Source organism: Salinivibrio costicola subsp. alcaliphilus (genome assembly GCF_001996185.1).
GTDB classification, from domain to species: Bacteria; Pseudomonadota; Gammaproteobacteria; order Enterobacterales; family Vibrionaceae; genus Salinivibrio; species Salinivibrio costicola.
The window spans coordinates 44583-57565 of the sequence record NZ_MUFR01000024.1 but is presented as its reverse complement, the minus strand read 5'-3'; the positions used below and the strand labels follow the sequence as shown (position 1 = coordinate 57565).

The 12983-nt window shown below is 49.7% G+C and carries 10 protein-coding genes; 9 read left to right on the top strand and 1 reads right to left on the bottom strand.

What is annotated here, in order from left to right; translation table 11 throughout:
* From BZJ21_RS09730 to rpoC, 9 genes are all read left to right on the top strand, one after another.
* Positions 1–202: EF-Tu C-terminal domain-related protein (locus tag BZJ21_RS09730; protein ID WP_449329001.1), on the top strand; the 202-nt coding region annotated here is incomplete at its 5' end.
* 222 nt (positions 203–424) lie between these two features.
* Positions 425–796: a preprotein translocase subunit SecE gene (secE, locus tag BZJ21_RS09725; protein ID WP_025744448.1), complete on the top strand. Its 372-nt coding sequence runs from the start codon at positions 425–427 to the stop codon at positions 794–796.
* 11 nt (positions 797–807) lie between these two features.
* Positions 808–1353: a transcription termination/antitermination protein NusG gene (gene nusG / locus BZJ21_RS09720; RefSeq protein WP_025744447.1), complete on the top strand. Its 546-nt coding sequence runs from the start codon at positions 808–810 to the stop codon at positions 1351–1353.
* Positions 1354–1475: 122 nt separating this feature from the next.
* Positions 1476–1904 (top strand): 50S ribosomal protein L11, encoded by a 429-nt coding sequence (rplK, locus tag BZJ21_RS09715; RefSeq protein ID WP_025674743.1) that lies wholly within the window; start codon positions 1476–1478, stop codon positions 1902–1904.
* A 4-nt stretch (positions 1905–1908) separates the two neighbouring features.
* Positions 1909–2613: a 50S ribosomal protein L1 gene (rplA, locus tag BZJ21_RS09710; RefSeq protein ID WP_025744446.1), complete on the top strand. Its 705-nt coding sequence runs from the start codon at positions 1909–1911 to the stop codon at positions 2611–2613.
* Between the two features lie 227 nt (positions 2614–2840).
* Complete coding sequence (gene rplJ, locus BZJ21_RS09705; RefSeq protein WP_025744445.1) at positions 2841–3329, top strand: 50S ribosomal protein L10; 489 nt, start codon at positions 2841–2843, stop codon at positions 3327–3329.
* Between the two features lie 57 nt (positions 3330–3386).
* A complete protein-coding gene (gene rplL / locus BZJ21_RS09700) occupies positions 3387–3755 on the top strand; it encodes a 50S ribosomal protein L7/L12 (RefSeq protein WP_077669672.1) in 369 nt (122 codons plus the stop codon).
* 231 nt (positions 3756–3986) lie between these two features.
* The gene (rpoB, locus tag BZJ21_RS09695) at positions 3987–8012 is read left to right on the top strand and encodes a DNA-directed RNA polymerase subunit beta (RefSeq protein ID WP_025744443.1); all 4026 of its coding nucleotides are present in this window, start codon (positions 3987–3989) and stop codon (positions 8010–8012) included.
* Positions 8013–8095: 83 nt separating this feature from the next.
* A complete protein-coding gene (gene rpoC / locus BZJ21_RS09690; RefSeq protein WP_077661080.1) occupies positions 8096–12310 on the top strand; it encodes a DNA-directed RNA polymerase subunit beta' in 4215 nt (1404 codons plus the stop codon).
* 143 nt (positions 12311–12453) lie between these two features.
* Here rpoC and BZJ21_RS09685 read toward each other — a convergent pair whose 3' ends face one another.
* Positions 12454–12939, bottom strand: a complete 486-nt coding sequence (locus BZJ21_RS09685; protein ID WP_025744442.1) for an Rsd/AlgQ family anti-sigma factor — start codon at positions 12937–12939, stop codon at positions 12454–12456.
* Positions 12940–12983 lie beyond the last annotated feature (44 nt).

Below are 12983 nucleotides of genomic sequence, written 5' to 3'. Positions count from 1 at the left end.
TCCACAGTTCTACTTCCGTACAACTGACGTGACCGGTACTATCGAACTGCCAGAAGGCGTTGAGATGGTTATGCCTGGTGACAACATCAAGATGGTTGTAACGCTTATCGCCCCAATCGCGATGGACGAAGGCCTACGTTTCGCTATCCGTGAAGGTGGCCGTACTGTAGGCGCTGGTGTTGTTGCCAACATCGTTGAATAATGATTTGACGAAACACTAGTAAAAAGGGCATCATTTGATGCCCTTTTTCTGCGTTTGACACTCCTATTGGCGTAATTTTCGCCACTCGTGGTCGGTCAGCGCGGACTTTAGTGATCGTATCACCCTCTAACGAGAGATAAGATCACCACGTGCCTTGCAGAATACTGACCGTATGCTGTTATAGGCACTGCCGTCTATGTAGACTTGTTACAGGTAGAATGTATGAAAGCGAACGCTGAGACCCAATCCGGTTCGATGGACATCCTCAAGTGGGGTGTTGTTTTTGTCCTATTGGCCGCAGCCGTGGTAGGGAATAGCCTGTACAGTGATGTGTCTGTAGTAGTGCGAGCTGCTGCTGTAGTGGTGCTGGTTGCCGCTGCTGGCGGTGTGGCTGCACTCACGATGAAAGGAAAAGCTGCGATCACGTTTGCACGCGAATCGCGTATGGAAGTGCGTAAAGTCATTTGGCCTACGCGCCAGGAGACTTTGCAAACCTCTCTCATCGTTCTGGCTGTTACTGTCGTTATGGCGCTCATCTTGTGGGGCGTTGACGGAATCATGGTCCGTCTAGTCCGCCTAATCACTGGCGTGTGAGGTAAAAGTACATGAGCGAAGCTCCCAAAAAACGTTGGTATGTGGTTCAGGCTTTCTCTGGTTTTGAAAGCCGTGTGGCGCAATCATTGCGCGAACATATCAAGATGCACGAAATGGAAGACTATTTCGGGGAAGTATTGGTGCCAACCGAAGAAGTGGTTGAAATGCGCCAAGGTCAACGTCGTAAAAGCGAACGTAAATTCTTCCCAGGTTATGTGCTCGTCCAAATGGTGATGAACGATGAGTCGTGGCACCTAGTACGTGGTGTGCCACGTGTGATGGGCTTTATCGGCGGCACCTCTGATCGCCCAGCTCCAATTTCTGATAAAGAAGCGGACTCTATCCTCAATCGCCTTGAAAAAGCGAGTGAGTCTCCGGTGCATAAAACCGTATTTGAAGCAGGTGAAGTGGTACGCGTTACTGAAGGCCCATTTGCAGACTTTAACGGCGTGGTTGAACAAGTCGACTACGATAAAAACCGCCTTAAAGTTTCAGTGTCTATCTTCGGCCGTGCAACACCGGTAGAGCTTGAATTTGGCCAGGTAGAAAAAACCTGATCAAAAAAGCACCGCTAACGGTTGGCAAGGGCGCGAAATTTGACTATAATTTCGCGCCCTTTTGTTAAACGGGAAGTCTGTCGCAAGATAGACGTTAGTACCCAAAATTAGGTAATTGAATAATGGCTAAGAAAGTACAAGCTTACATCAAGCTGCAGGTTGCAGCGGGTGCAGCTAACCCATCGCCACCGGTTGGTCCTGCTCTAGGTCAACATGGTGTGAACATCATGGAGTTCTGTAAAGCGTTTAACGCGAAGACTGAATCTATCGAGAAAGGTCTACCAACTCCTGTTGTTATCACTGTATATAGTGACCGTTCTTTCACCTTCGTAACCAAGACCCCACCAGCGGCGATTCTGCTTAAGAAAGCAGCCGGTGTTAAGTCTGGTTCAGGTCGTCCGAACACTGAAAAAGTGGGTACCGTTACTGACGCTCAGATCCAAGAGATCGCAGAAACCAAAGCGGCAGACATGACGGGTGCGGACGTCGAAGCGATGAAACGCTCCATTGCGGGTACTGCCCGTTCAATGGGCCTGAACGTAGAGGGTTAAGACAATGGCTAAAATGACTAAGCGCATGCGCGTAATCCGCGAAAAAGTTGATGTGACCAAAGAGTACGACATCAACGAAGCCGTTGCTCTACTTAAGGAACTGGCGACTGCAAAATTTGTTGAAAGTGTTGATGTTTCTGTCAACCTTGGCATCGATGCACGTAAATCAGACCAAAACGTTCGTGGTGCAACTGTACTGCCGAACGGTACTGGCCGTGATATCCGTGTTGCAGTATTCACCCAAGGTGCGAATGCAGACGCTGCGAAAGAAGCGGGTGCAGATATCGTGGGTATGGAAGATCTTGCTGAGCAAGTGAAGAAAGGCGAAATGAACTTTGACGTTGTCGTCGCTTCACCAGACGCAATGCGCGTTGTTGGCCAGCTAGGTACTATCCTAGGTCCACGCGGCCTGATGCCAAACCCGAAAGTAGGTACTGTAACTCCTAACGTTGCTGAAGCGGTTAAGAACGCGAAAGCAGGTCAGGTTCGTTATCGTAACGATAAGAACGGTATCGTTCATACTACTATCGGTAAAGTAGACTTTGACGCTGACAGCCTAAAAGAGAACCTTGAAGCGCTGTTGGTTGCACTGAAGAAGGCGAAGCCAACTTCAGCAAAAGGTACTTTCATTAAGAAAGTTAGCCTGTCGACCACTATGGGTGCTGGTGTTTCATTAGACCAGAACTCTTTGGACGCAAGCGTTAACTAATTGCGACAAGCGAGCGAGTAGTTTATACTCTCTCGCTTGGCAATTTTATGGCTGAGTTTGCTGCGGCAAACTTCGTCCAAGACCGTAGGTGTTCATAGCGAACTTAATCTCTCCTACGTAGACGGTGCCAGAACATGATAGATTTTCGTCTTTCTTGGATCTGCACCGTAAAAGCTCTCTCTACGCTATGTGGGGAGTGGTGTTAAACAATCCAGGAGCAAATCCAAATGGCTTTAAACCTTCAAGACAAAAAAGCAATTGTTGCTGAAGTCAACGAAGCTGCCAGTGGTGCCCTGTCTGCAGTAGTTGCTGATTCTCGCGGTGTAACCGTGGATGCGATGACTTCTCTACGTAAACAAGCGCGTGAAGCGGGCGTTTTCATGAAAGTTGTTCGTAATACACTGGCTCGCCGTGCAGTTGAAGGCACAGACTACGAGTGTCTGAAAGACACTTTTGTTGGCCCAACTCTGATTGCGTTTTCTAACGAGCACCCAGGTGCTGCTGCGCGTCTTTTTAAAGACTTCGCTAAAGAAAACAACGAGTTTGAGGTTAAATCTGCTGCATTCGAAGGCGTGATCACTGACCCAGAGGTATTGGCGACACTGCCAACGTACGACGAAGCAATTGCACGCCTAATGATGGGCTTGAAAGAAGCTTCTGCCGGCAAGCTGGTTCGTACTATCGCCGCTGTTCGCGACCAAAAAGACGCGGCCTAATTGCCCGCTTAATCTGGTTGCTTAATCCTTTTATTGTTGACTTTAAAGAGAATTGTTATGTCTATCACTAACGAGCAAATCCTAGACGCAATTGCAGACATGTCTGTAATGCAAGTTGTTGAGCTTATCGAAGCTATGGAAGAAAAATTCGGCGTATCAGCTGCAGCAGCAGTTGTTGCTGGTGGTGCTGGCGAAGGCGCAGCGGCTGAAGAGCAAACCGAATTTGACGTTATCCTGAAAGAAGCTGGTGCGAACAAAGTATCAGTAATCAAAGCGGTACGTGGCGCAACTGGTCTAGGCCTGAAAGAAGCGAAAGCGCTTGTTGACGGCGCGCCAGCACCTCTGAAAGAAGGTGTTGAGAAAGAAGAAGCTGAAGCGCTTAAAGCTCAGCTAGAAGAAGCTGGTGCTTCTGTTGAAGTTAAGTAATTTATACTTAATTTCCTAGCCTGAAAGGGCATTGGCTGGTGGCTAGAAAGCCACCGGCCTTTTTGCGCTGTAGGGCAGTAGTGAAATTTCCACCCCGTTTTATCACTGCTGACCATGCAAAAAAGATCAAAGCACGCGCTTTGATTTTCCTACACTAAACGGTGGTTGTTTAGTCACTGTCCTTGTTTTATCGGACAGTTTGGGTCACTTATCAGCGAGCTGAGGAACCCTATGGTTTACTCTTATACCGAGAAAAAGCGTATCCGTAAGGATTTTGGTAAGCGTCCTCAAGTTCTGGACGTGCCATACTTGCTGTCGATCCAGCTTGAATCTTTTAAGAACTTTATCGAGCAGGATCCAGAAGGGCAATACGGTCTTGAAGCTGCCTTTCGCTCTGTTTTTCCAATTCAGAGCTACAACGGCAATTCCGAGCTGCAATACGTTAGCTATCGTCTCGGTGAGCCAGTTTTCGATGTCAAAGAATGCCAAATTCGTGGCGTAACCTATTCGGCCCCACTGCGCGTGAAACTGCGCTTGGTGATGTTTGATAAGGAAGCCCCGGCTGGTACCGTAAAAGACATCAAAGAACAAGAAGTCTATATGGGCGAAATTCCGCTCATGACTGAAAATGGTACCTTTGTCATCAATGGTACTGAGAGGGTTATCGTATCCCAGCTGCACCGTAGTCCGGGCGTCTTTTTCGACAGCGATAAGGGTAAAACCCACTCCTCAGGAAAAGTGCTATATAACGCACGCGTGATCCCATACCGTGGTTCATGGTTGGATTTCGAATTTGATCCTAAGGATATCGTATACGTTCGTATCGATCGTCGTCGTAAGCTGCCGGCTTCTATTATTCTGCGTGCGCTGGAATACACAACTGAAGAGATCTTGGATCTATTCTTCGAAAAAGTCGTTTTCGAAGTGAAGGGCAAATCTCTGGTGATGGAGTTGGTGCCTGATCGTCTACGTGGCGAAACGGCAAATTTCGACATTGAAGCCGACGGTAAAGTTTACGTTGAGCAAGGCCGTCGAATTACCGCGCGTCATATCCGTCAGTTGACGAAAGATAACGTTGATCACATCGAAGTGCCGGTGGAGTATATTGCGGGCAAGATTTCTGCACGTGAATATATCAACCAGGAAACTGGCGAAGTGATTGTCTCGGCTAACCAAGAGTTAAGTCTGGAGACACTGGCGCAGTTGTCGCAAGCAGGTCACAAACGTATCGAAACCCTGTTCACTAATGACCTGGATCACGGCCCGTACATGTCAGATACCCTGCGTATCGACAATACAACGGATCGCTTGACGGCGTTAGTTGAAATTTACCGCATGATGCGTCCTGGTGAGCCACCAACGCGTGAAGCGGCAGAGCAACTGTTCGAAAGTCTGTTCTTCTCAGACGATCGCTACGACCTATCATCTGTGGGTCGTATGAAGTTTAACAGCTCTCTGGGTCGTGATGATCTGACTGGCCCAGGCGTTCTGAGCAAAGAAGACATTATCGAGGTGATGCGTAAACTCATCCATATCCGAAATGGTATTGGTGAAGTTGATGACATTGATCACCTGGGTAACCGTCGTATTCGCTCTGTGGGCGAAATGGCAGAAAACCAGTTCCGTGTAGGTCTAGTACGTGTAGAGCGTGCAGTAAAAGAGCGTTTGAGCTTGGGCGATCTCGACAGTGTGATGCCACAAGACTTAATTAACGCTAAGCCTATCTCTGCGGCAGTTAAAGAGTTCTTTGGCTCTTCACAGCTGTCACAGTTTATGGACCAAAATAACCCGTTGTCAGAAGTGACGCACAAACGTCGTATTTCTGCATTGGGTCCAGGCGGTCTGACGCGTGAGCGTGCAGGTTTCGAAGTGCGTGACGTTCATGCCACCCACTACGGTCGTCTGTGTCCGATTGAAACACCGGAAGGACCGAACATTGGTCTGATTAACTCACTGTCTGCCTTTGCACGTTGTAATGGCTACGGCTTCCTAGAAACACCTTACCGTAAAGTCGTTGACGGTAAAGTGACCGATCAAATTGATTATTTGTCAGCGATCGAAGAAGGTCACTACGTGATTGCGCAGGCGAACGCTGCGTTGAACGAAGATGGCTCCTTCACTGATGAACTGATCACCGCGCGTGAAACCGGTGAGTCAGGCTTGCACCCACGTGATCATGTCCAGTACATGGACGTTGCGACCAACCAGGTCGTATCGGTGGCAGCCTCACTGATCCCGTTCCTTGAGCATGATGATGCTAACCGTGCCTTGATGGGCGCGAACATGCAACGTCAGGCGGTGCCGACACTGCGCGCGCAAAAGCCGCTCGTGGGAACAGGTATCGAGCGTAATGTGGCGGTTGACTCGGGTGTGACAGCGGTAGCGAAACGCGGTGGTACCATTCAGTCGGTCGACGCATCACGTATCGTGGTGAAAGTGAATGAAGATGAGTTGGTATCAGGCGAAGCGGGTATCGATATCTACAGCTTGGTGAAATACACACGTTCAAACCAGAACACCTGTATTAATCAGCGTCCAACTGTGATGCCAGGCCATGAAGTCGCCAAAGGTGACGTCTTGGCTGATGGACCATCAACCGATTTGGGTGAGCTGGCACTCGGCCAGAACATGCGCATCGCGTTTATGCCGTGGAATGGTTATAACTTTGAGGATTCCATCCTTATTTCTGAGCGTGTGGCTCAGGAAGATCGTTTAACCACTATTCACATTCAAGAGCTTTCTTGTGTGGCGCGTGATACCAAGCTGGGCAGTGAAGAAATTACCGCGGATATTCCAAACGTGGGTGAAGCGGCACTGTCTAAGCTGGATGAATCTGGGGTTGTGTATATCGGGGCCGAAGTCAAAGGCGGCGATATCATGGTCGGTAAAGTGACGCCAAAAGGCGAAACACAACTGACGCCAGAGGAGAAGCTACTACGAGCAATCTTTGGCGAAAAAGCCTCTGACGTAAAAGATTCATCATTGCGTGTTCCTAATGGTGTATCTGGTACGGTTATCGATGTGCAAGTCTTTACTCGCGATGGCGTTGAAAAAGACAAACGTGCACTCGAAATCGAAGAAATGCAGCTGAAAGAAGCCAAAAAAGACCTAACCGAGGAGTTCTCTATCCTTGAAGGTGGTCTGATGGCACGTGTTCGCACACTGCTTTCTCAAGCCGGTTACACTGATAGTCAATTAGCCAGCATGGATCGTCAGACCATGTTGACGCAGACACTAGACGACGAAGCACAGCAAACGCAGCTAGAACAGCTTGCCGAGCAGTACGACGAAATCAAAGCTGACTTTGACAAGAAGTTTGACACCAAACGTCGCAAGATCACCCAAGGTGATGACCTTGCGCCAGGCGTGTTGAAGATCGTTAAAGTGTACCTTGCGGTTAAACGTCGCATCCAGCCAGGTGATAAAATGGCTGGTCGTCACGGTAACAAAGGTGTTATCTCGAAGATCAACCCGATCGAAGATATGCCTTACGACGAATCTGGTGAACCCGTCGACTTAGTGCTGAACCCGTTGGGTGTACCTTCGCGTATGAACATCGGTCAGATCCTAGAAACACACTTGGGTCTGGCAGCGAAAGGGATTGGTGACAAGATCAACCGCATGCTCAAAGAGCAGCAAGAACTAGCGAAATTCCGTGAGTTCTTGCAGAAGGTTTACGATCTCGGTGATACCCGTCAGAAAGTGGACATTAGCCAACTGACTGACGAAGAAGTACGCACCTTAATCGGAAACCTGCGTGATGGTCTGCCGACAGCGTCTCCTGTCTTTGACGGTGCGCCTGAACCAATTGTTAAAGAACTACTGAAATTGGGTGATCTGCCTGAGTCTGGTCAGCTTGACTTGTACGATGGCCGCACTGGTGAGAAGTTTGAGCGTCCGGTAACCGTGGGTTACATGTACATGCTGAAACTGAACCACTTGGTTGACGACAAGATGCACGCCCGTTCAACCGGTTCTTACAGCTTGGTGACGCAGCAACCGTTGGGTGGTAAGGCTCAGTTCGGTGGTCAGCGCTTCGGTGAGATGGAAGTTTGGGCTCTGGAAGCATACGGTGCTGCCTATACCCTACAAGAAATGCTCACCGTGAAGTCGGATGACGTTAATGGCCGTACTAAGATGTATAAAAACATCGTAGATGGCGACCATCGTATGGAGCCGGGCATGCCGGAATCTTTCAACGTATTGCTGAAAGAAATCCGCTCGTTGGGTATCAACATCGAGCTGGAAGACGAGTAAGCCTCGAGCTACTCTCTCCGGTAAGAATATGAAGGCGCTGCCTGTCAGCGCCTTTATGGGTCAACTCCTCACAGGAGCCGATTGTGAAAGACTTACTTAAGTTTCTGAAAGCACAACATAAGACCGAAGAATTTGACTCGATCAAAATCGGTCTTGCCTCACCGGACATGATTCGTTCATGGTCGTTTGGTGAAGTGAAAAAGCCAGAAACCATCAACTACCGTACCTTTAAGCCTGAACGTGACGGTTTGTTCTGTGCACGTATCTTTGGCCCGGTCAAAGACTATGAGTGTCTTTGTGGTAAGTATAAGCGCCTCAAGCACCGCGGCGTCATTTGTGAAAAATGTGGCGTTGAAGTCACTCAGACCAAAGTGCGCCGTGAGCGCATGGGTCACATTGAGCTTGCTTCTCCTGTTGCCCACATTTGGTTCCTGAAGTCGCTGCCATCGCGCATCGGCTTGTTGATGGACATGCCACTGCGTGACATCGAACGTGTGCTTTACTTTGAGTCGTATATTGTTATTGAACCAGGCATGACCAGCCTAGAGCGCGGTCAGATGATGTCTGAAGAACAATATTTAGACGCACTTGAAGAGTGGGGCGACGAATTTGACGCGCGCATGGGCGCAGAAGCAGTCAAAGCACTGCTCGCGAACATGGATCTGTCGGTTGAGACAGAGCAAATGCGTGAACAGCTCGAAGAGACGAACTCTGAGACCAAGCGTAAGAAGATCACCAAGCGTTTGAAGCTGGTTGAGTCCTTCTTACAATCAGGTAACAACCCTGAGTGGATGATTTTGACCGTGCTGCCTGTGTTGCCGCCCGATCTGCGTCCATTGGTCCCGTTGGATGGTGGTCGTTTTGCGACCTCGGATCTCAACGACCTGTACCGCCGTGTGATTAACCGTAACAACCGCTTGAAGCGTCTACTTGATCTTGCTGCGCCAGATATCATCGTGCGTAACGAAAAGCGTATGCTGCAAGAGTCTGTCGATGCCATGCTGGATAACGGCCGTCGTGGTCGCGCCATTACCGGCTCGAACAAGCGTCCGCTGAAATCACTGGCTGACATGATCAAAGGTAAGCAGGGGCGTTTCCGTCAGAACCTGCTGGGTAAACGTGTTGATTACTCTGGCCGTTCGGTGATTACCGTGGGTCCATACTTGCGTCTGCATCAGTGTGGTCTGCCAAAGAAAATGGCACTAGAGCTGTTTAAACCGTTTATCTACGGCAAGCTTGAGACTCGTGGTCTAGCGACTACTATCAAAGCCGCTAAGAAGATGGTTGAGCGCGAAGAAGCGGTCGTATGGGATATCTTGGATGATGTCATCCGTGAACACCCAGTGATGCTTAACCGTGCACCAACACTTCACCGTTTGGGTATCCAAGCGTTTGAACCTGTGCTTATCGAAGGTAAAGCGATCCAGCTGCACCCGTTGGTGTGTGCGGCGTATAACGCTGACTTCGATGGTGACCAAATGGCTGTTCACGTGCCGCTAACGCTGGAAGCTCAGCTGGAAGCGCGTGCGTTGATGATGTCAACCAACAACATTCTGTCGCCAGCGTCTGGTGACCCTATCATCGTTCCGTCGCAGGACGTGGTATTGGGTCTCTATTATATGACCCGTGAAAAGGTCAACGGCAAAGGCGAAGGCATGTACCTGGCTGGTCCAGGTGAAGCAGAAAAAGTATACCGTACCGGTCATGCTGAACTGCACAGCCGTGTAAAAGTACGTATCAAGCAAATCGACATCGATGAGATGGGTACACGCACGGAAAAAGTGTCCTTGGTGGATACCACCGTGGGCCGTGCCATGCTGTGGACCATTGTTCCTAACGGCTTGCCGTATGACTTGGTGAACCAGCCATTAGGTAAAAAGCAAATTTCTAACTTGCTAAACACCTGCTACCGCAAGCTGGGTCTGAAAGATACCGTTATCTTCGCTGACCAAATTATGTACACAGGTTTTGCGTATTCAGCGCTGTCGGGCACGTCTGTCGGTATCGACGACATGGTGATCCCACAAGCGAAGTACGACTTGATCGAAGCTGCTGAAGCTGAAGTCGCGGAAATTCAAGAGCAGTTCCAGTCAGGCCTAGTGACGGCCGGCGAGCGCTATAACAAAGTGATCGATATCTGGGCGGCCGCGAACGAACAAGTTGCCAAAGCGATGATGGATAACCTGTCTACCGAGACAGTGATTAACCGTGATGGCGAAGAAGAAACGCAAACATCGTTTAACAGCGTCTACATGATGGCTGACTCAGGTGCACGTGGTTCTGCCGCGCAGATCCGTCAGCTAGCGGGTATGCGTGGTCTGATGGCGAAGCCGGATGGCTCCATCATCGAAACGCCAATCACGGCGAACTTCCGTGAAGGTCTGAACGTACTTCAGTACTTTATTTCAACGCACGGTGCCCGTAAGGGTCTGGCGGATACGGCACTGAAGACCGCGAACTCAGGTTATCTGACGCGTCGCCTGGTCGATGTCGCGCAAGACGTGGTTGTGACCGAAACCGATTGTGGCACCCAAGGCGGTATCCACATGATGGCGGTTATCGAAGGTGGTGACGTTAAAGAAGCCCTGCGTGAGCGTGTTCTAGGCCGTGTTGTGGCAGAAGATGTGCTCAAGCCTGGCTCGGAAGAAGTCCTGGCACCACGCAACACGCTGTTGGACGAAAAATGGTGTGACATTCTTGAGCATCATTCCGTCGATAAAGTGAAAGTGCGTTCTGTTGTAACCTGTGAAACCGACTTTGGTTGTTGTGCCAACTGTTATGGTCGTGACCTGGCACGTGGTCACCTGGTTAATCACGGTGAGTCTGTCGGTGTTATCGCAGCACAGTCTATCGGTGAGCCTGGTACACAGCTGACCATGCGTACGTTCCACATCGGTGGTGCAGCATCGCGTGCAGCGGCAGAAAACAACATCCAGGTGAAGAACAAAGGTTCTATGCACCTGCACAATGCTAAATCTGTTACCAACAGCGACGGTAAGCTCGTGATTACCTCGCGTGCGACAGAAATGACCATTGTTGATGAGTTTGGCCGTACCAAAGAAAGCTACAAAGTGCCTTATGGTGCAATCCTTGGCAAGCAAGACGGCGAAGCCGTGGCAGCCGGTGACGTAGTCGCTAACTGGGACCCACACACCATGCCAATCATCACTGAGGTAGAAGGTAGCCTTCGCTTCGTGGATATGATTGATGGCGCGACCATGCAACGTCAAACTGACGAGCTAACGGGTCTGTCTTCTATCGTGGTCATGGATGCCTCAGAGCGTCCAACATCCGGTAAAGACAAGCGTCCTGCGGTGAAGCTGGTGGATGCGCAAGGTAATGATGTGATGGTGCCGGGTACTGATATGCCGGTTCAATACTTCTTGCCAGGTAAAGCCATCGTGCAACTAGATGACGGTGCGAGTGTTGGCATTGGTGACACCCTAGCGCGTATCCCGCAAGAAAGCGGCGGTACCAAGGATATCACCGGTGGTCTGCCTCGCGTTGCTGACCTGTTTGAAGCGCGTAAGCCGAAAGAGCCAGCGATTCTGGCAGAGATCACCGGTACGGTGTCCTTTGGTAAAGAAACCAAAGGCAAGCGTCGTCTGGTTATCACACCAGAAGAAGGTAAAGCGTACGAAGAGATGATTCCAAAGTGGCGTCAGCTCAACGTCTTCGAAGGTGAAAAAGTCGAGAAAGGTGATGTGATCGCAGATGGTCCAGAATCACCACACGACATCCTACGTCTGCGTGGTATCCATGCGGTGGCGGAATACATCACCAACGAAGTACAAGACGTTTACCGTCTGCAAGGCGTTAAGATCAACGATAAGCACATTGAGACGATTGTTCGTCAGATGCTGCGTAAGGTGACGATCAAGTCTGCAGGTGATACTGAGTTCTTGGAAGGCGAGCAGGTTGAATACTCTCGTGTCATGATTGCTAACCGTGATCTTGAAATCGAAGGTAAGCAGCCAGCTACATTTGGCCGTGATCTCTTGGGTATTACCAAAGCATCGTTGGCGACTGAGTCCTTTATCTCAGCGGCTTCGTTCCAAGAAACCACGCGTGTGCTGACAGAAGCCGCGGTGGCAGGTAAGCGTGATGACTTGCGCGGTCTGAAAGAAAACGTGATCGTGGGTCGTCTGATCCCAGCCGGTACTGGCTTCGCGTATCACAAAGACCGTCAAGCTAAGCGTGCAGAGCCAGAGCAGCCAGTCGCTCCCCAGGTCGATGCAGAGCAAGCATCACAAGACCTAGCGGCGTTGCTTAATGCGGGCTTGAACGACGATAGCTAAGCGAGTGAAATAATTAGCGCGATAAGCTAAGTCGAATAAAAAGGCATCTCTTCGGAGATGCCTTTTGTTTTTGTGTTCATTCAGCGCACAAAAAACGCCGCATCTCAAGAGGCGGCGTTTCTATTGATATTAGGTGATGCGTTTTAGGCGCCCGGCGGGTGAGCCAGACTGTCAGCAATCAATCGAATTAAAGTATCTTCCAACTCAAAACGTTGCTCAAGCCACTCACCAATCGCAGACATATCTTGGTCAAAATCGGTGGCGTCATAATCTTCGTCGTCCAAGTCTACCGCACTGAATTTATCATTAAAGTCTAACAGAGGGTCTGTCGTATCAACGATGCGATAATAAAGGTTATCGGTCTCTTTCGTCGCCGCGAACCCTGTTGACTGCCAACGCTCCATGACCATGTTGTAGATCTTGAAGTGGCCGGTCGAGATATAGTCGACAAGATGATCACAGAAATTATCGAGTTCTGCTTTTGTTGGCAGCGATTGTTTTTTTTTGGCGGCCACGCCAGCCACATTGTAATACTCCACCAATAATTGGCGGCGTAACTCAAGCCAGTAATCAATAACCTCGTCGTAACCGCTCCATTGGGCTTTGGTACGTTCAAGTTTTCTCAGCATGATCGGTGTCCTCGTGATCGATCAGCGAATGAATGGCACTATAT

Bases quoted from the DNA above. Each gene is read 5' to 3' on its own strand.
- secE (WP_025744448.1), top strand. From the start codon at position 425: ATGAAAGCGAACGCTGAGACCCAATCCGGTTCGATGGACATCCTCAAG.
- nusG (WP_025744447.1), top strand. From the start codon at position 808: ATGAGCGAAGCTCCCAAAAAACGTTGGTATGTGGTTCAGGCTTTCTCT.
- rplK (WP_025674743.1), top strand. From the start codon at position 1,476: ATGGCTAAGAAAGTACAAGCTTACATCAAGCTGCAGGTTGCAGCGGGT.
- rplA (WP_025744446.1), top strand. From the start codon at position 1,909: ATGGCTAAAATGACTAAGCGCATGCGCGTAATCCGCGAAAAAGTTGAT.
- rplJ (WP_025744445.1), top strand. From the start codon at position 2,841: ATGGCTTTAAACCTTCAAGACAAAAAAGCAATTGTTGCTGAAGTCAAC.
- rplL (WP_077669672.1), top strand. From the start codon at position 3,387: ATGTCTATCACTAACGAGCAAATCCTAGACGCAATTGCAGACATGTCT.
- rpoB (WP_025744443.1), top strand. From the start codon at position 3,987: ATGGTTTACTCTTATACCGAGAAAAAGCGTATCCGTAAGGATTTTGGT.
- BZJ21_RS09685 (WP_025744442.1), bottom strand. From the start codon at position 12,939: ATGCTGAGAAAACTTGAACGTACCAAAGCCCAATGGAGCGGTTACGAC.